Consider the following 16,763-nt stretch of genomic DNA (forward strand, 5'->3'; position numbering starts at 1 on the left):
GGAAGAGGGCATGGAACAGTTGAACTATCGCTTCACCGCGCGCGAGCGCGCGAAGGGCGAGCAGGCCGCGGCGCTCGTCGGCGTGGTCGCGTCCGGCAATCTGGAAGTGCTCGTCGAGCGCGTGCTGCCGGGCAACGAATGCGAGATCGACATCCGCACCGCGGCGGTCGGCTTCGGCGCGGTGTGGCAGGCCGTGGTGGCGGATTTCGTCGAGCGGCGCACGCCGGGCGGCCTGAAGCTGTCGATCAACGACGGCGGCGCGCGGCCCGACATGGTGTCGCTGCGGCTCGCGCAGGCCGTGCGCGCGATCGAGGGAGACGCATGATGACCGACGTGATCCACGACGCGCCCGCGTTCGTCGCGAACGGCGCGAGCTGGTACGAGGCGTCGGCGCGGCAGCGCATCGACGGGCTGCTCGACGCGGGCAGTTTCAGCGAATTCCTCGGGCCGGCCGACCGCGTGACGAGCCCGCACCTGCCGCTGTTCGACCTGCCGCAGCAGTTCGACGACGGGATGGTGGTCGGCCACGGCCGGCTCGACGGCCAGCCGGTGTTCGTCGCCGCGCAGGAAGGCCGCTTCATGGGCGGCGCGTTCGGCGAAGTGCACGGCGCGAAGCTCACCGGGCTGCTGCGCGCCGCGCGCGAGCTCGGCAAGCCGGTGCTGATCCTGTTCGATACGGGCGGCGTGCGGCTGCAGGAAGCGAACGCGGGCGAACTCGCGATCGCCGAGATCATGCGCGCGCTCGTCGACGCGCGCGCGGCCGGCGTGCCGGTGATCGGGCTGATCGGCGGGCGCGCGGGCTGCTACGGCGGCGGCGGGCTGCTCGCCGCGTGCTGTTCGGCGCTGGCGGTGTCGGAGCAGGGGCGCATCAGCGTGTCGGGCCCCGAAGTGATCGAAACGAATCGCGGCGTCGAGGAATTCGACGCGAAGGACCGTGCGCTGATCTGGCGCACGATGGGCGGCAAGCACCGGCGGCTGATCGGCGGTGCGGACCGCTATGTCGCCGATACCCCGGACGCGTTCCGCGTGGCGGCGCTCGACCTGATCGGCCACGCGCCGAAGTTCGATGCGACGATGCTGCGTGCCGAACAGGCGCGCCTCGAAGCACGCGTTGAACGGTTCGGCGCATGCAGGGATGCGCTCGACGTATGGCGCGTGCTCGGTGCGGACGCGCCGGAAGCGATTCCCGGGATGCCCGACGATGCGTTCGCGAAACTCGCCGACCAGTTACAGGAGCCCCAGCATGACGCTCGATGAAGTCCTGAATTCGCTGTTTCCAAAAGGCCATTCGATCGCGCGCACCGGCGGCCTGCTGACGGGCCACGCGGAACTGGCCGGCACGCGCGTCGACGTGATCGGCGTCGCCGACCGATTACCGTTCGGCATCGACGAGGCGCTGACGCTTGCATCGTGCGTGCTCGACACGATCGCGCGCGGCGGCGACACGCCGATCCTCGTGCTCGTCGACAGCGACAGCCAGCGGATGAGCAAGCGCGACGAACTGCTCGGCCTGAACGAAGGGCTGTCGCATCTCGCGAAGTGCCTGATGCACGCGGATCTCGCCGGGCACCGGACGATCGGCGTGCTGTACGGCCACACGGCCGCGGGCGCGTTCATCGCGACCGCGCTCGCGACGCGCACGCTGCTCGCCGTGCCGGGCGCCGAACCGGAGGTGATGGACCTGCCGTCGATGTCGCGCGTGACCAAGCTGCCGATCGACGTGCTGAAGGAGATGGCGCGCTCGACGCCCGTGTTCGCGCCCGGGCTCGACAACCTCGTGAAGATGGGCGCCGTCGATGCCGTGCTCGACCCGGCCCGCGCGCTCGATGCGCAGGTCGGCGAATGGCTCGGCAAGGCGGCCGACCGCATCGACCGGCGCGCGGCGCGCGGCCGGCCGGTCGCGACCGACGTCGCGCGGCGCGTCGAGGAACTCGCGCGTGCCGCACGCTGAGATGCCGCTGCGCCGCCACACGCTCGTCACGCTGACGGCGGCGGGGTGGGGCGCGGCATTCGCGCGCGATCCCGCGCTTGCGGCCGATCCGCTCGTGCGTGCGTGGGCCGAACGCGGCTGGCCGCTGATCGTGCGCCGCGCGTCGCCCGACGAGGCCGATGCCGGCCGCGTGCCGCTCGGCATGCCGCTGCCGCCTGCCGCGGGCAAGCGGCGCATCGCGCTGAACGTTGCCGCCGACGCGCTCGCGACGGTCGGCCCGCTGCCCGCACTGGCCGACGTGCTCGCCGCCGCGCCCGATGCGTGGCACGCACCGTTGCGCGAGCTCGATGCGCTCGGTGCGCGCTGCGGCGTGCAGGGCCGCGTGTTCGGCAGCCTCGCGTGGCAGGCGCTGACGGGCGAGCGATACCTGGGCGCGTCGTCCGATCTCGACATCGTGTTTCCGCTGCCGACTGCCGCGTCGCTCGCACCGCTGCTCGACGGCCTCGCGGCGATCGACGCGCGCGCGCCGATGCGCATCGACGGCGAACTGCTGCGCGACGACGGCGCGGGCGTCAACTGGCGCGAACTGCACGCGCGGCTGCCCGAAGTCGCGGTCAAGACCGCGATCGCCGTCGAACTGATGCCTGCCGGCGCATTCACCGGAGACGCGCGATGAGCGCATGGGCTGCCTGCCGCGTACCGGCGCCGTCCGCTGCCGAGCGCGTCGCAGAGCTGGCCGAGCGCAGTCTCGTGCTCGAGATCGACACCTATCCGAAGCCGGGGCTGGTCAGCCACGTCGACACCGGCAGCCATTCGGACATGGATGCCGCGATGTTCGCGCGCAGCGCCGCCGTGCTGCGGCCGTACTTCGCGGAACTCGCCGATGCGGGCGCGCGCGACGCGGACATGGCCGTGCTGCGCAAGATCGGCCTGCGTGCCGAGCACGCGATGCTCGCCGCGACCGGCGGCGTCAATACGCATCGCGGCGCGATCTTCGGGCTCGGGCTGCTGTGCGCGGCCGCGGGCCGGCGTGCGACGCCGGGGGCAGTGCCCGGCGGAATGACGCTCGGCGCGTTCGTTTCCCGCCGCTGGGGCACCGATATTCTCGGCGGCCCGCGCTTGCCGGACAGCCACGGCGAGCGCGCGAGCCGACGCTACGGCGTCGGCGGCGCGCGTCGCGAGGCGGCCGACGGTTTCACGACCGTGTACGCGATCGGGCTGCCCGCGCTGCGCCGCGCGAAGCGCGACCTGCCCGACGACCCGGAAGCCGCGCGCGTCGCAGCGTGCTTCGCGCTGATCGCCGCGCTCGACGATACGAACCTGCTGCACCGGGGCGGGCAGGCCGGCCTCGAGTTCGCGCGGGCGACCGCACGCGCGTTCGTTGCACGCGGTGGCGTGCGCGCGCGCGACTGGCGACTGCGCGCGGCTGCCGCGCATCGTGCGTTCGTTGCGCGCCGGCTAAGCCCGGGCGGCGCGGCCGACCTGCTCGCGATGAGCGTATTCGTCGATGCGCTCGAAGCCGACGGGGACGCGCGATGACGCTGGCGATCCTCTGTTCGGGACAAGGCGCGCAGCGCGCCGACATGTTCGACCTGACGGGCGCGGCGCCGCAGGCCGATGCGTTGTTCGCGCACGCGGGCCGGCTGCTCGGCGACGATCCGCGCGCATGGGTCCGGCAGGCCGGACCGGACGCGCTGCGCGAGAACCGCGCCGCGCAGATCCTCTGCACGGTCCAGGCGCTTGCGGCGGCCGCGCTGCTCGACGCGGCATGGCCGCGCCGGCGCTGCGTCGCGGGCTACAGCGTCGGCGAAGTCGCGTCGTGGAGCGTCGCGGGGATGGTCGATCCGCACGACGCGCTCGACCTGGCCGACGCACGCGCACGCGCGATGGATGCGGCGAGCGGCGGCGACGAGCGGATGGTGTTCGTGCGCGGCCTGACGCGCGCGCAGCTTGCGCAGTTGTGCGACGGCCGCGACGCGGCGATCGCGATCGCGAACCCCGGCGACGCCTTCGTGGTCGCGGGGCGGCAGGCCGATGTCGATGCGGTGGCCGACGACGCGGCGCGCGCCGGTGCGCTGCGCGTCGCGCCCGTGTGCGTGCGGATCGCGGCGCACACGCGCCGGCTCGCAGCGGCCGTGCCGGCGTTTCGCGCGTCGCTTGCCGCGGTGCGCGCGCGCCGGCCGCTGCCCGGTACGCGGCTGTTTTCGGGCCTCGACGGCGCGTCGGTGCTCGACGTCGACACGGGCCTCGACAAGCTTGCCCGGCAGATCGCCGAGCCGGTCGAGTGGGCGGCCTGTCTTGCCGCCTGCGTGGAGGCCGGCGCGACCGCGTTCCTCGAACTCGGCCCCGGGCGGGCGCTGGCCGAAATGGCAGGCGGTGCATATCCCGCGCTGCCGGCGCGCAGCCTTGCGGATTTTCGTTCCGTCGATGGTGTGACGAGCTGGCTCGCGCGCGTCGCGGCCGGCTGACCGCCGCCCCGAAAAACGGCCTGAAACACACCTGCCGGGCATCCGTTCCGCACTGTGTGTTGCGCCGGCGCCGCAGCGTCGCAGCCGGCGCTTGCCACGCGAATTGGCGTCGCTACAATGGCGCCCGCCATGAGACCAGCCGCCTTCCTTCTCGCCGCGCTTTGCTGCGCGGCGAGTGCCCACGCCAGCCAGATTCCGTCCGACGCCGCATCGGTCGGCACGTACTTTTCGTATGACAACGCGGCGGCCGACGCGACCGTCGACCTGATCGAACAGGCGCAGCGCCGCGTGCTGCTGGCCGGCTACACGCATGTGCCGCCCGCCGTCGCGAGCGCGCTGCGCGCGGCCCGTGGGCGGGGCGTCGAGGTGCGCGTCGTGCTGGTGCGCTCGCCGCGCGCGGGCAAGACCAGCGGCGCGGGGTATCTGAAATCCGCTGGCATCGACGTGGCGATTGATTCCCGGCAAGGCGATCCCGCGCCGCGCTTCGTGATCGTCGACGACAGCGTCGCGCTGACGACGCTGTCCGACGGCGCGGCCGCGCGTGCCGAGACGGTGAACGTGTTCCAGCGCGCGCCCGAGCTCGCGCAATCCTACGCGCAGTCGTTCTGGCGGCTGTACCGGCAGGCCGGCGGCCTCTGACCCCTACCTTCTGCGCCCGCGCGCGCCGGTGTGACCCTGCTTGCATCGGCGCTGCCGATGAACCATGCTCGTTGACAAGGGCCGGCGCGGGTTTCGCGCATCCGGCGCAACGGCAGGGAGCCGATCGTGACCGAGTGTTTTACCGATCGCGCCGATGCGGGCCGCCAGTTGGCCGGCGCGCTGAGCGACTACGCGGGGCGTAGCGATGTCGTCGTGCTCGCGTTGCCGCGCGGCGGCGTGCCCGTCGCGTATCCGGTCGCGTGCGCGCTGCGCGCGCCGCTCGACGTGCTGGTCGTGCGCAAGCTCGGTGTGCCGAACGACCCCGAGCTCGCGATGGGCGCGATTGCAACCGGCGGCGCGATGCATCTGCAACGTTCGGTGATCCGCTCGATGGGCGTGACCGACGCACAGCTCGCCGACGTGATCGTGCGCGAGACGGCCGAGCTGCATCGCCGCGATGTGCTGTATCGCGGCACCGCGCCGCCGCTGCCGGTCGAGGGTCGCATCGCGATCGTCGTCGACGACGGCGTCGCGACCGGCGCGTCGATGCGCGTCGCGCTGCAGGCGCTGCGCGAGCGCCACCCCGCGCGGATCGTCGCGGCTGCGCCGGTCGCGCCGGCGGGCGCGCTGCATGGATTCGACGACCTGGCCGACGCGTTCGTCACGGTATCGCAGCCGCGACCGTTCTTCGGGATCAGCCAGTTTTACGCGCGCTTCGAGCAAACGAGCGACGACGAGGTGCGTACGCTGCTCGACGCGGCCCGCACGCAACGCGGCATCACGTCCGCCTGATCCGGCGCGAGCGCGGGCGAGGGCGGCCGGCCTCGGCCAGCGCGAACACGCGCTGCAGCATCGGATGGACATTGCCGCGCCAGCGCGCGCCAGTAAACAGCCCGTAGTGATCGCAATCGTCGATATCGACGCGATGGCGCTCGTCGGCCGCGAGGCCGCTGCACATGTCGAGTGCCGCATGCGTCTGGCCGGCGCCCGTGACCGCATCGCATCGGCCTTCGACGGTCAGCAGCGTGACGCCGTGCAGCGCGGCAGGCTCGACGCGCCGTCCGCCCACGTTCCACGTGCCGTTCGCGAGGCACATGCGCTGGAACACGATGTCGACCGTGTCGAGGAAATATTCGGCCGGCATGTCGAGCAGCGCCGTGTATTCGAGCAGCGCGCGCCGCGCACCGGCGAGCGCCGCCATGTCGAAGCGCGTCGCGGCCAGCGCGTACGCCTCGATCAGCGACATGAAGCGTTGCGGGTACATCAGCGCGATTTCGCCCTGCTGGAGATAGGTCGGGAACACGTGACGGCCGTGCCCCGCGAAGCCGGGGGGCACGATGTCGATCAGGTGGCGGCGGCACCAGTCGAGCGGGCGGGTGGCCGCGGCGGTGCCGAGCGCGCTCGGATTCAGGCGCGCGTCGAGCGGGCCGCCGATCAGCGTGACGCTCGCGGGCGGCGCGAGGCCGCGCGCGGCGCGCAGCGCGAGCGCGCCGAGCGCCGGCACGGTCGCCTGGCATACGGCGACGACGTGCAGCGGCCGATCGTCGAGTGCGAGCCCGTCGACGAAGCCGTCGAGCGTCGCGACATACTCGTCGAGCCCGAAGCGGCCCGACGCGAGCGGCACGTCGCGCGCGTTGCGCCAGTCGGTCACGCACACGTCGCCGTCGGCGAGCAGCGTCTCGACGGTTTCCCGCATCATCACGGCCGCGTGCCCGGCGAGCGGCGCGCACAGCAGCACCGTGCGCTGCGCATCGGCGCGCGTGAAGTGCCGCAGGTCGCAGAACGGCGTGCACGCGGCAACCCGCTCGCCGATCGCGGGTCGCGCGATGTCGAAGCGCGGCGGTCCGACCGGCTGCCCGAGCAGCGGCTCGAACAGGTCGTCATAGCACGACGACGCGGCGTGCGGCAGTGTCGCGGCGGGCCATGCATCGAACGCGTGCCGCGTCGCCTCGCGCCAGGCGCGCATCCATTCCCGCTGCTGCTCGACGAGGGCATACCACATGGCGAACCTTGGGACGGAAGGGGCGTGAACCTGCATTATGGTCACTGTGGCCGGGTTGCGGGGGCTGATGCGCTGCCGACCGATGCCTATCAAGCGGACGGACGCATGAACACGCTAGGCGACGACTCGCGACGCTGCTACAGTCGTCGGTCCCATTCCCCTTTAGCGGAGCGTTTGCGATGAAGCTGATCGGCATGCTGGATTCCCCGTTCGTACGCCGTGTCGCCATTTCGGCGAAGCTGCTCGACCTGCCGTTCGAACACGAGTCGATCTCGGTGTTCCGTCATTTCGAGCAATTCAGGACGGTCAACCCGGCCGTCAAGGCGCCGACGCTCGTGACCAACGAGGGCGCAACGCTGCTCGATTCGTCGCTGATCGTCGACTATCTCGATCACCTGGTCGCGACGGAGCGGCGCCTGCTGCCCGACGCCGCCGACGCACGGCTGCGCACGCTCGTGCCGGTCGGTTTCGCGCTGGCGGCGGCCGAGAAGACCGTGCAGATCGTCTACGAGCAGGCGCTGCGCCCGTTCGACAAGCAGCACGCGCCGTGGATCGAGCGTGTGCTGAGCCAGCTCGAGGGCGCATACGGCGAGCTGGAGCCGCTCGTCGCGGCCGCGAACGGCTGGTTCGGCGGCGCGCGCCTGCTGCAGTCCGACGTGACGGTTGCGGTCGCGTGGCGCTTCACGCAGTTCATGGCGGCCGATTACCCGGTGCTCGCGCGGATCGATCCGGCCCGTTATCCGGCGCTTGCCGCGCATTCGGCGCGGGCGGAAGCGCTGCCGGCGTTCGTCGAAACGCCGCTCGTCTAGGCCTGGCGGCCTCTGGCGGCACGGCGCGAGGCTGCCCCGCGCCGTTGCCTGCCGCCCGCTCGGCCCCGCCCGGCAAGCCGCCGCCGATTGTTCTCGGCGGCTGACAAGTGACTTCGCATTCGCGCTGTTTATCCGGAAGCGGCCGGTCCCTAGAATCCACTCCATCGAATCACGCATTGCCAGATGGAGCCGATGATGAAAGCCCTGATCGAATCGAGCCTGTACCACCCGTCCGTCGTGTTGCCGCTTGCCGCGCTGACGCAGCTGATGGTCGAGCGCGACTTCAATCTCGGCCAGATCGGGCTGATCGTCGCGGCACGCGGTGCGCAGGCGGCGGTGTCGCGGTCGCGTGCGCTGTTGTTCTGCCGTCACTGCGAAGCGCAAGCGTGAGGGTGCTCGCGGCCGAAGGATGAAAAAAAGCCCGGCCGGCGCAAGCCGGTCGGGCGAATCGGATTCGATCGAGCCCCGGCTTCGGCCGGGGCTTTTTCATGGGCGACGCTCAGGCGCGTGCGGGCGACACGACGCTGTAGATCTCCGAGTCGTCCTCCTCGCGCAACTGGCGCGCGAGCTGGTGCGCTTCGCGGCGCGTCGCGACGGCCGGCGGCGAGCCCTTCAGCGGCTGGCGCGCGGTTTCCGCGAGCGCGACGACCGACACGATGCCGATCACGGCGGCGCCCATCATGTAATACGCGGGCATCATCAGGTTGTGCGTCACTTCGACGAGCCACGCGGTCACCAGCGGCGTCGTGCCGCCGAACAGCGATACCGACACGTTGAAGCCGATCGCGAGCGCGCCGTAGCGGATCTCGGTCGGGAACAGCGCCGGCAGCGCCGACGGCATCACGCCGGTGAAGCATGACAGCAGCACGCCGAGGATCAGCAGGCCGCCGAACACCGACGCCGTGGTGCCCGTATGGATCAGCATCATCGACGGGATCGACAGCACCAGCAGCCCGACGCAGCCGGCGAGCATCACCGGCTTGCGGCCGATCCTGTCGGACAGGCGGCCGGCGTACAGCGTCATCGGCATCATCAGCACCATCACGATCAGCACGAGCACGAGGCTGTGCGATTCGTCGAAGTGCAGCGTCGACGACATGAAGCTCGGCAGGTACGACAGCACCATGTAGTCGGTCACGTTGAAGATCAGCACGAGGCCGACGCACAGCAGCAGCGCACGCCAGTTGCGCATCAGCGTTTCGCGGAAGCGCGCCTTCGGCACGGCCTTGTCCTGCGCTTCGCGCTCTTCGGCCTGGCGCTTGAACGCAGGCGTTTCCTCGAGCTTCATCCGGATGTAGAGGCCGATCAGGCCGAGCGGGCCGGCGATCAGGAACGGGACGCGCCAGCCCCACGACAGCAGCGCCTCCTGCGACAGCGACGCAGTCAGCAGTGCGACGACGCCCGCACCCATCACATAGCCGATCAGCGTGCCGAACTCGAGGAAGCTGCCCATGAAGCCGCGGCGCTTGTCGGTCGAGAACTCGGCGATGAAGGTGGCTGCGCCGCCGTATTCGCCGCCGGTCGAGAAGCCCTGCACGAGGCGGGCGACGAGCAGCAATACGGGCGCCATGATGCCGATCGACGCGTAGCTCGGGATCAGGCCGATCGCGAAGGTGCCGACGGCCATCATGATCATCGTCGCGGCAAGCACGCGCTGGCGGCCGATGCGGTCGCCGAGCGGGCCGAACACCATGCCGCCGAGCGGACGCACGAGGAACGCGGCCGCGAACGTGCCGAAGGTCGCGAGCAACTGCGCGGACGGGCTGCTGGACGGGAAGAACACCTTGCCGAGCGTGACGGCGATATAGCTGTAGACGCCGAAGTCGAACCATTCCATCGCATTGCCGATGGCCATCGCGCTGACGGCGCGCTTGAGCAGGCTCTGGTCGACGACGGTTATGTCGTCAGCGGCGAGCGGAGCGTCGCCGGACGAAGGGGAGGAAGAAGCAGCGGTCGGGCTGGCGTGTGTTGCGGTCAAGGTCATGCACTCCTTTGACTGCGCCGGAACGGGCGGGCCGTCCGACACGGTTTGCCGGCAAGCGCGGTGTCGCGTGCGGCGCGTCGGGGCAGGCCATTAAGCACTTACTGCGCAAGAGGCGGTAAAGGGCCGTAAGGGGCTGCTTCGACGCGGGCCCGATGGGCCGTCGCGACAGTGCGCTCATGAAGAATGGGCCGCGTGAAGCTGGCGGCAGATGCCGGTGCGGACGAAGGTCCGGCGTTCCGGCAAGCGCCCCGAAAGGGGCAACGAAACGAGAAAAGCGGGCCTGTCGGGCGGGCTTTCCTGTGGGTGCAATTTCGGTCGAAGCGCCGGCGTACAACGCGCGGACGGACTTCTCGCGAAATCGAATAGACAGAGATTGAATGTTGAAACAGGCGACATGATAGCACGATGACGGATGATCGTGCAAATTGCCGGGAGACGCCCGTCTGGCGGGGCGTCCGGCGCGGCCTGCTCGGGTATGATCGGCGGCGCGCGGCGGGGCCGTGCAGCCCCCGGAGACGGGGGCCGAATTCACGAGGAAACGGATGACCGAACTGATGAGGATCGCGGCGCTGTTCGCCGCTACCGCGCTGGCCGAAATCGTCGGCTGTTACCTGCCGTGGCTCGTGCTGAAGGGCGGCCGGCCGGTCTGGCTGCTGGTGCCGGCCGCGCTGTCGCTCGCGTTGTTCGCGTGGCTGCTGACGCTGCACCCGAGCGCCGCGGGGCGCACTTATGCCGCGTACGGCGGCGTGTATATCGCGGTTGCGCTGATCTGGCTGCGGGTGGTCGACGGCGTCGCGCTGACCCGCTGGGATGCGGCCGGCGCGGTGCTGGCGCTCGGCGGGATGGCGGTCATCGCGCTGCAGCCGCGCGCGTAAGCGCGGCCGCAGCGCGTGCCGTGCGCCGGATACGTCAGGCCGTTTCGGCGGCGTCCGCGTCGGCGGACTTGCGCCACACGCATGCGCCCTTGACCGACTTGTCGAGTTCGTCGAGCTGCGCCTGGTGCGCGGCGAGCTCGTCGTCGCTCGCGGCCACCACGGCCAGGTCGAGCGCGGCGAGCGACACGCGCTGGCCGTTTGCCGAGCCGCCGCCGGCGCCCGCGTCGTCGAGCATGTCGATCACGAGGCTGTCCTGGCCGCGCGTCATCGCGAGATACACCTCGGCGAGCAGCTCCGAGTCGAGCAGTGCGCCGTGCAGCGTACGGTGCGCGTTGCTGATGCCGAAGCGGTCGCACAGCGCGTCGAGCGAGTTGCGCTTGCCGGGGAACATCTGCTTGGCCTGCACGAGCGTGTCGATCACGCCGCCGCAATGTTCGGTGAACGGCGGCAGGTCGAGCCGCGCGAATTCGGCGTCGAGGAAGCCAAGGTCGAACGGCGCGTTGTGGATGATCAGCTCGGCGTCCTTCACGAAGTCGAGGATCTGGCTGGCGACTTCCGCGAACTTCGGCTTGTCGCTGAGGAATTCGGTCGTGAGGCCGTGCACCGCCAGTGCGCCCGGATCGCTGTCGCGCTCGGGGTTCACGTAGAAGTGCAGGTTGTTGCCGGTGAGCCGCCGGTTCAGCAGCTCGACGCAGCCGATTTCGATGAGGCGGTCGCCCGTGCGGGCGTTCAGGCCGGTGGTTTCGGTATCGAGAATGATCTGGCGCATGTCGGGAAAAGCAAAGGAAACAGGGGAGTGGCCGGCGTTCAGGCCGTGAGCGATTCGACGCCGCGATTCGCGAGCGCGTCGGCGCGCTCGTTTTCGGGATGGCCCGCGTGACCCTTGACCCAGCGCCACTCGACCTCGTGCTGCGCGACGAGTGCGTCGAGCCGCTTCCACAGGTCGGCGTTTTTCACGGGTGTTTTTGCCGCGGTGATCCAGCCTTTCTTCTTCCAGCCGTGGATCCACTCGCTGATGCCTTTCTGCACGTATTGTGAGTCGGTGTGCACGATCACCTGGCACGGCCGCTTCAGCGCCTCGAGCGCGGCGATCACGCCCATCAGCTCCATGCGGTTGTTGGTCGTGTTGGGCTCGCCGCCGAACAGCTCCTTTTCGCGGTCGCCGTAGCGCATCAGTGCGCCCCAGCCGCCGGGGCCGGGGTTGCCCTTGCAGGCGCCGTCGGTATAGATGTCGATCGTATCGGTTGTCATGAATGTTCTTGATGGGTAGTCGGGGAGGCCGCGGGCGTCAGGCCTGGTGCGAGCACGGGCTTCTTCATCTTGATCTGGCCGACGAGGCGCATGCCGCGCACGCGCTTGACCGCCGTCACCATGTAGACGGCGCCGAAGATCGGCCACCAGCGGTCGCCCGCGGCTTCCATGAAGCCGTAGCGCGCCAGCCACTTGTCGGTGACGAGCGGCGGCCGGTAGCAGCCGAAGCGGCCGCGTTCGAGGTCGAAGCCGAGCAGCTTGATCCAGTCCTTGAGCCGGATGAACGCGATCTGGTCGCGCGTGGCCGGCACGAACGGGTGGTTCGCCATGCGCCCGAACGATTGCCGCATGCCCCACAGGCTGAGCGAATTGAAGCCGGTGATCACGAGCTGGCCTTCCGGCATCAGCACGCGCTCGGCCTCGCGCAGCAGGCGGTGCGGGTCGGACGTGAACTCGAGCGTGTGCGGCATCACGATCAGGTCGACGCTCTGCGACTCGAACGGCAGGTCGAGCAGGTCGCACCAGGTTGTGCTGCGATCGGCGGGCGCGTGCTCCGGCGAGTGCGCTTCGCGTGCCCACGGATACTGGTACGGCGCGCTCGCGCCGCTTGCCGGATCGAGCACGAGGCCGCGATACGGCATGCGGTTCTCGCGCAGTGCGTCGAGCTGCGGCAGGCCGAGCTGCAGCGCGTGGAACCCGAAGACGTCGGACACGATCCGGTCGAGCTGCGCCTGCTCCCAGCCCAGCACGTAGCGGCCGGGAGGCGAGTCGGTCCAGGCGGGCCAGTCTATAATTTGACGGTCAGACATAACGATGATTGCGCGCCCATGAACGAGCTGGAATACGTGCCGGTTCCGGCATTCGAAGACAACTACATCTGGCTCGTCTCGGACGGCCGCGATGCGATCGCCGTCGATCCGGGTGAAGCCGCGCCCGTACGCCGGGTTCTTGCCGAACGAGGCTGGCGGTTGACCGCTATTTTACTCACGCACCATCACGCCGACCATGTCGGCGGTGTCGAGGCGCTGCGCAATAGCCAACCGGCCGATGTGCCGCTCACCGTTTACGGCCCTGCAGCCGAGGCGATCGGCGTGGTCACGCGGCCGCTTTCGGGCGGCGATCGCGTGACGCTCGACGCGCCGGCCATCGCGTTCGACGTGCTCGACGTGCCCGGTCATACGCGCGGTCACATCGCCTATTTTCAGGCGGCCGGGCAGGGCGCCGCGGTGCCGCACGTATTCTGCGGCGACACGCTGTTCTCGTGCGGCTGCGGCCGCCTGTTCGAAGGCACGCCCGCGCAGATGCTGGCGTCGCTCGATGCGCTCGCGGCGCTACCGGGCGACACGCGCGTGCATTGCGCACACGAATATACGCTGTCCAATATCCGCTTCGCGCTCGCGTGCGAACCGGGCAACGCGGCGCTCGCCGCATGGCGCGACGAAGCGCAGGCATTGCGCGCGCGTGGCGTGCCGACGCTGCCCACTACGATCGCGCACGAGCGTGCCGTTAACCCGTTCATGCGGGCGGACAGCACGGCCATCCATGCGACCCTCGAAGCCGAGCTCCACGAAACGGTGCCGGATCGTCTGGCGGCGTTCACGCTGATGCGCGAGTGGAAAAATCGGTTCCGATGATCATTTTTGGAGGACTCCAAAGCTCAAGCGGAGTCTGTAAAAATTGCTCCAAATGTAGGATTTCGCTGAGTTTTCGGTGTTTTTATTGACGTGAAGCACGCACTTCCGTAGTATCGCCTGCAATTTCCAGCCGTCGGAAGCCGAGATTTTCATGCGACTTATATTGAGTGCGATGGTGGTCCTGCTACTCGCCGCTTGTGCGAGCCAGGCTCCTGTCGCCGACAACGCCGCCGATTCGCAGGCGACGTCCAACTACCTCCGTAAATCAGCCACCGCCAAAGAAACTGTCGACGTCGACAAGCAATCCGTCGGCGACCTGACCAGTGCGGACTCCGATCTCTGGGGCCGCATCCGTCGCGGCTTCCAGATGCCCGACCTGCAGAGCGACCTCGTCGACATGCAGACGACCTGGTACACGCAGCGTCCCGATTACGTGCAGCGCATGACCGAGCGCTCGCAGAAGTACCTGTACCACATCGTCGAGGAACTCGAGGCGCGTCACATGCCGACCGAACTCGCGCTGCTGCCGTTCATCGAGTCGGCGTTCAACCCGCAGGCGCTGTCGGTCGCGAAGGCGGCCGGCATGTGGCAGTTCATGCCCGGCACGGGTCGCACGTACAACCTGAAGCGCAACATGTGGCAGGACGAGCGCCGCGACGTGCTTGCGTCGACGAGCGCCGCGCTCGACTACCTGTCGCGCCTGCATGACATGTTCGGCGACTGGTATCTGGCGCTGGCCGCGTACAACTGGGGCGAGGGCAACGTGCAGCGCGCGATCGCGCGCAACCAGGCGGCCGGCCTGCCGACCGACTACCAGAGCCTGCGGATGCCGAACGAGACGCGCAACTACGTGCCGAAGCTGCAGGCGGTGAAGAACATCATCGCGAGCCCGAAGCAGTACGGCCTGACGCTGCCGGACATCCCGAACCACCCGTATTTCGTTACGGTCACGACGTCGCGCGACATCGACGTCGCGGTCGCCGCGAAGCTCGCGAACCTGTCGCTCGACGAATTCCGCTCGCTGAACCCGTCGTTCTCGAAGCCGGTGATCCTCGGCGCGACCGAGCCGCAGATCCTGCTGCCGTTCGACAACGCGTCCGCGTTCGAGAAGAGCCTGAAGGCGTACAACGGCCAGCTTTCGACGTGGACCACCTACACGGTCAGCGAACGTGCGCGGCCGGCTGCGATCGCCGAGAAGATCGGCGTGGACGCCGATACGCTGATGTCGGTCAACAAGATTCCGGCTGGCATGCGCCTGAAGCCGGGCTCGACGATCGTCGTGCCGCGCGGCGATGACGACGACGAGGACATCAGCGCCGACGTCGCCGAAAACGGCGCGCTCGCGATGGAGCCGGACGTACCCGACACGCGCAAGATGCTGATCCGCGTGCGCCGCAAGCAGTCGATGGCGGCGATCGCCGGCCGCTATGGCGTATCGGTCGGCCAGCTCAAGGCATGGAACCGCACGCATCGCGATCTCGCGATGCCGGGCCAGGCGCTCGTGCTGCACGTACCGGTCGGCCGTTCGGTGCCGGCGGAACCCGGTCCGGAGCGGATCGCAACGTCGGTCGGCAGTGCGCACATCGAGCGCGCCAGCCTGGCGGTGGGCGGCAAGTCGCACGGCGCGAAGCGCGGCGCGGCAAAGCCGGCGGCCAAATCGGCGAAGGCCGCGCCGGCCAAGGCCGCCGCGCACAAGAGCAAGAAGAAGTAACGCGGCTGCAAAGCGCAGCGGGCGGCCGGCCCCGGTCGCGCGATTGCGCTATCATCCGACGAATTGCGACGAAACGCCGTCACCGAGGTGACGGCGTTTTCGTTTGTGCGCGGCGCGGGGGTGCCGCTTCGAGCGTCTTCATATAACGAGGGGAAGCGATGTCGTCGGTGCAGTTGAGGGTGCTCGCGCTGTTTTCGATCGGGTATTTCGTGTCGTATGTGTTTCGCGGCGTCAATCTGGGCTTCGCGCCGTTCGTCACGCATGAGCTTGGGTTGTCGGCCGCCGATCTCGGCCTGCTCACCAGTCTCTATTTCCTCGGCTTCGCGGGCGCGCAGATCCCGGCCGGCGTGATGCTCGACCACTTCGGCCCGCGCCGCGTGACGGCCGGCATGCTGCTGTTCGCGGCGGCCGGCGCCGCCGTGTTCGGCGCCGCGCACAGCCTCGGCACGATGATGATCGGCCGGCTGCTGATCGGCGTCGGCGTGTCGGTGTGTCTCGGCGCGGCGTTCAAGGCGCTCGCGCAGCATTTCCCGGTCGGCCGGCTGCCGCTCGTCAACGGCCTCGTGATGGCCGTCGGCGGCCTCGGCGGCGTCGTGGTCGGTTCGCCGCTGACCTGGCTGCTCGGCTGGACGAACTGGCGCGCGATCTGTTTCGGCCTTGCGGTGCTGACGGTGGTCGTCGCGGCCTCGATCGGCTTCGGCGCGCCCGAAGCGAAGCAGGTGCGCCACCAGGGCGGGCTCGTCAGCCAGTTCAAGGGCACGTGGCACATCCTGAGCAGCCGCGCGTTCTGGAAGATTTCGTCGTTCTCGGTCGTCACGCAGGGTGTGTTCTACGCAATGCAGTCGCTGTGGGTCGGGCCGTACCTGCGCGATGTCGCGGGGTTCGATGCGCCGCATGCCGCGCGCCTCGTGTCGGTGCTCGGCTTCGCGATGATGGCCGGCTGCGTCGGCTTCGGTGCCGCGGCGCGCGTGCTCGAGCGCCGCGGCGTGTCCGTCTATGCGTTCTGCGGTGTCGGCATGGCGCTGTTCGTCGCGACGCAGGTCGCGATCGTCGCGCGCGTGCCGTTGCCGCCGGCCGTGCTGTGGGCTGCATACGGGATGTTCGGCGGCGTCGGCATCCTGACCTACGCGGTGATGGCCGGGCACTTTCCCGCTCATCTGATCGGCCGCGCGAACACGACGCTCACGCTGGTGATCTTCCTGCTGATCTTTGCGTTCCAGATCGGTGTCGGCGCGGTGCTGTCGCACTGGCCCGCCGTCGACGGCCGTTATCCGGCTGCCGCGCACTTCACCGCGTGGGGCGTGCTGCTTGCGCTGCAGCTCGCGAGTGCGGTCTGGTACGTGTGGCCCGCGCGCGGCGCTGGCCAAGCGCACTGATCCGGCGGTACGCTGGGGGCAGGGCGGCCGCGGAAACGGGGCCGCAGTACGTTGCGCGTGCTGCCGCACCGCGCTGCCGGCGGC

Annotated in this window: 19 protein-coding genes; 14 read left to right on the forward strand and 5 right to left on the reverse strand. The window is 69.7% G+C overall.

Annotated features, from left to right (window positions below):
* Nucleotides 1–10: 10 nt before the first annotated feature.
* The 8 genes from mdcC (at nt 11) to ABD05_RS12105 (ending at nt 5,829) form a co-directional block, all read left to right on the forward strand.
* Nucleotides 11–325 (forward strand): malonate decarboxylase acyl carrier protein, encoded by a 315-nt coding sequence (mdcC, locus tag ABD05_RS12070; RefSeq protein WP_047900325.1) that lies wholly within the window; start codon nt 11–13, stop codon nt 323–325.
* A complete protein-coding gene (locus ABD05_RS12075; protein ID WP_047900326.1) occupies nt 322–1,257 on the forward strand; it encodes a biotin-independent malonate decarboxylase subunit beta in 936 nt (311 codons plus the stop codon). The genes mdcC and ABD05_RS12075 overlap by 4 nt, the downstream gene beginning before the upstream one ends.
* A complete protein-coding gene (mdcE, locus tag ABD05_RS12080) occupies nt 1,244–1,951 on the forward strand; it encodes a biotin-independent malonate decarboxylase subunit gamma (protein ID WP_047900327.1) in 708 nt (235 codons plus the stop codon). Before ABD05_RS12075 ends, mdcE begins: the two co-directional genes overlap by 14 nt.
* Nucleotides 1,938–2,606 (forward strand): malonate decarboxylase holo-[acyl-carrier-protein] synthase, encoded by a 669-nt coding sequence (gene mdcG, locus ABD05_RS12085; protein WP_047900328.1) that lies wholly within the window; start codon nt 1,938–1,940, stop codon nt 2,604–2,606. The genes mdcE and mdcG overlap by 14 nt, the downstream gene beginning before the upstream one ends.
* Nucleotides 2,603–3,469: a triphosphoribosyl-dephospho-CoA synthase MdcB gene (gene mdcB, locus ABD05_RS12090; protein ID WP_047900329.1), complete on the forward strand. Its 867-nt coding sequence runs from the start codon at nt 2,603–2,605 to the stop codon at nt 3,467–3,469. Before mdcG ends, mdcB begins: the two co-directional genes overlap by 4 nt.
* The gene (locus ABD05_RS12095) at nt 3,466–4,398 is read left to right on the forward strand and encodes an acyltransferase domain-containing protein (protein ID WP_047900330.1); all 933 of its coding nucleotides are present in this window, start codon (nt 3,466–3,468) and stop codon (nt 4,396–4,398) included. Before mdcB ends, ABD05_RS12095 begins: the two co-directional genes overlap by 4 nt.
* A gap of 117 nt (nt 4,399–4,515) precedes the next feature.
* Nucleotides 4,516–5,037: a phospholipase D-like domain-containing protein gene (locus ABD05_RS12100; RefSeq protein ID WP_047900331.1), complete on the forward strand. Its 522-nt coding sequence runs from the start codon at nt 4,516–4,518 to the stop codon at nt 5,035–5,037.
* Nucleotides 5,038–5,163: 126 nt separating this feature from the next.
* Complete coding sequence (locus ABD05_RS12105) at nt 5,164–5,829, forward strand: phosphoribosyltransferase (protein ID WP_047900332.1); 666 nt, start codon at nt 5,164–5,166, stop codon at nt 5,827–5,829.
* On the opposite strand, the gene ABD05_RS12110 is transcribed toward ABD05_RS12105, so the two are convergent.
* Nucleotides 5,816–7,039: a polyhydroxyalkanoate depolymerase gene (locus ABD05_RS12110; RefSeq protein ID WP_047900333.1), complete on the reverse strand. Its 1,224-nt coding sequence runs from the start codon at nt 7,037–7,039 to the stop codon at nt 5,816–5,818. The two genes, ABD05_RS12105 and ABD05_RS12110, sit on opposite strands and share 14 nt — an antisense overlap.
* Before the next feature lie 179 nt (nt 7,040–7,218).
* On the opposite strand from ABD05_RS12110, the gene ABD05_RS12115 reads away from it, so the two are divergent.
* Both ABD05_RS12115 and ABD05_RS12120 read left to right on the forward strand, forming a co-directional pair.
* The gene (locus ABD05_RS12115; RefSeq protein ID WP_047900334.1) at nt 7,219–7,848 is read left to right on the forward strand and encodes a glutathione S-transferase; all 630 of its coding nucleotides are present in this window, start codon (nt 7,219–7,221) and stop codon (nt 7,846–7,848) included.
* 183 nt (nt 7,849–8,031) lie between these two features.
* On the forward strand, nt 8,032–8,238 hold the full coding sequence (locus tag ABD05_RS12120) for a hypothetical protein (protein ID WP_082146089.1): 207 nt from the start codon (nt 8,032–8,034) through the stop codon (nt 8,236–8,238).
* Nucleotides 8,239–8,347: 109 nt separating this feature from the next.
* Here ABD05_RS12120 and proP read toward each other — a convergent pair whose 3' ends face one another.
* Entirely contained in the window at nt 8,348–9,832 is a 1,485-nt protein-coding gene (gene proP / locus ABD05_RS12125) for a glycine betaine/L-proline transporter ProP (protein WP_047900335.1), read from the reverse strand.
* A 542-nt stretch (nt 9,833–10,374) separates the two neighbouring features.
* On the opposite strand from proP, the gene ABD05_RS12130 reads away from it, so the two are divergent.
* Entirely contained in the window at nt 10,375–10,707 is a 333-nt protein-coding gene (locus tag ABD05_RS12130) for a YnfA family protein (RefSeq protein WP_047900336.1), read from the forward strand.
* A gap of 34 nt (nt 10,708–10,741) precedes the next feature.
* Here the strand turns inward: ABD05_RS12130 and dnaQ are convergent, their stop codons facing one another.
* The 3 genes from dnaQ to ABD05_RS12145 are packed head-to-tail and all read right to left on the reverse strand — an operon-like array spanning nt 10,742 to nt 12,767.
* Nucleotides 10,742–11,476, reverse strand: coding sequence for a DNA polymerase III subunit epsilon (gene dnaQ, locus ABD05_RS12135; protein WP_047900337.1), 735 nt, complete (start codon nt 11,474–11,476; stop codon nt 10,742–10,744).
* A 38-nt stretch (nt 11,477–11,514) separates the two neighbouring features.
* Nucleotides 11,515–11,958: a ribonuclease HI gene (rnhA, locus tag ABD05_RS12140; protein ID WP_031401007.1), complete on the reverse strand. Its 444-nt coding sequence runs from the start codon at nt 11,956–11,958 to the stop codon at nt 11,515–11,517.
* The gene (locus ABD05_RS12145; RefSeq protein ID WP_047900338.1) at nt 11,955–12,767 is read right to left on the reverse strand and encodes a class I SAM-dependent methyltransferase; all 813 of its coding nucleotides are present in this window, start codon (nt 12,765–12,767) and stop codon (nt 11,955–11,957) included. Before ABD05_RS12145 ends, rnhA begins: the two co-directional genes overlap by 4 nt.
* Nucleotides 12,768–12,785: 18 nt before the next feature.
* Between ABD05_RS12145 and gloB the strand changes: the two genes are divergently transcribed.
* The 3 genes from gloB to ABD05_RS12160 all read left to right on the forward strand — a co-directional run bounded on the left by gloB (nt 12,786) and on the right by ABD05_RS12160 (nt 16,679).
* Complete coding sequence (gene gloB / locus ABD05_RS12150) at nt 12,786–13,592, forward strand: hydroxyacylglutathione hydrolase (protein ID WP_047900339.1); 807 nt, start codon at nt 12,786–12,788, stop codon at nt 13,590–13,592.
* 151 nt (nt 13,593–13,743) lie between these two features.
* Nucleotides 13,744–15,303, forward strand: coding sequence for a transglycosylase SLT domain-containing protein (locus ABD05_RS12155; RefSeq protein ID WP_047900340.1), 1,560 nt, complete (start codon nt 13,744–13,746; stop codon nt 15,301–15,303).
* A gap of 158 nt (nt 15,304–15,461) precedes the next feature.
* A complete protein-coding gene (locus ABD05_RS12160; protein ID WP_047900341.1) occupies nt 15,462–16,679 on the forward strand; it encodes an MFS transporter in 1,218 nt (405 codons plus the stop codon).
* Nucleotides 16,680–16,763 lie beyond the last annotated feature (84 nt).

This window comes from Burkholderia pyrrocinia (assembly GCF_001028665.1).
GTDB lineage: Bacteria > Pseudomonadota > Gammaproteobacteria > Burkholderiales > Burkholderiaceae > Burkholderia > Burkholderia pyrrocinia.

Coding starts and splice junctions, on each gene's coding strand:
- mdcC (WP_047900325.1), top strand. CDS start 11: ATGGAACAGTTGAACTATCGCTTCACCGCGCGCGAGCGCGCGAAGGGC.
- ABD05_RS12075 (WP_047900326.1), top strand. CDS start 322: ATGATGACCGACGTGATCCACGACGCGCCCGCGTTCGTCGCGAACGGC.
- mdcE (WP_047900327.1), top strand. CDS start 1,244: ATGACGCTCGATGAAGTCCTGAATTCGCTGTTTCCAAAAGGCCATTCG.
- mdcB (WP_047900329.1), top strand. CDS start 2,603: ATGAGCGCATGGGCTGCCTGCCGCGTACCGGCGCCGTCCGCTGCCGAG.
- ABD05_RS12095 (WP_047900330.1), top strand. CDS start 3,466: ATGACGCTGGCGATCCTCTGTTCGGGACAAGGCGCGCAGCGCGCCGAC.
- ABD05_RS12100 (WP_047900331.1), top strand. CDS start 4,516: ATGGCGCCCGCCATGAGACCAGCCGCCTTCCTTCTCGCCGCGCTTTGC.
- ABD05_RS12110 (WP_047900333.1), bottom strand. CDS start 7,039: ATGTGGTATGCCCTCGTCGAGCAGCAGCGGGAATGGATGCGCGCCTGG.
- ABD05_RS12115 (WP_047900334.1), top strand. CDS start 7,219: ATGAAGCTGATCGGCATGCTGGATTCCCCGTTCGTACGCCGTGTCGCC.
- ABD05_RS12120 (WP_082146089.1), top strand. CDS start 8,032: ATGGAGCCGATGATGAAAGCCCTGATCGAATCGAGCCTGTACCACCCG.
- proP (WP_047900335.1), bottom strand. CDS start 9,832: ATGACCTTGACCGCAACACACGCCAGCCCGACCGCTGCTTCTTCCTCC.
- ABD05_RS12130 (WP_047900336.1), top strand. CDS start 10,375: ATGACCGAACTGATGAGGATCGCGGCGCTGTTCGCCGCTACCGCGCTG.
- dnaQ (WP_047900337.1), bottom strand. CDS start 11,476: ATGCGCCAGATCATTCTCGATACCGAAACCACCGGCCTGAACGCCCGC.
- rnhA (WP_031401007.1), bottom strand. CDS start 11,958: ATGACAACCGATACGATCGACATCTATACCGACGGCGCCTGCAAGGGC.
- ABD05_RS12145 (WP_047900338.1), bottom strand. CDS start 12,767: ATGTCTGACCGTCAAATTATAGACTGGCCCGCCTGGACCGACTCGCCT.
- gloB (WP_047900339.1), top strand. CDS start 12,786: ATGAACGAGCTGGAATACGTGCCGGTTCCGGCATTCGAAGACAACTAC.
- ABD05_RS12155 (WP_047900340.1), top strand. CDS start 13,744: ATGCGACTTATATTGAGTGCGATGGTGGTCCTGCTACTCGCCGCTTGT.
- ABD05_RS12160 (WP_047900341.1), top strand. CDS start 15,462: ATGTCGTCGGTGCAGTTGAGGGTGCTCGCGCTGTTTTCGATCGGGTAT.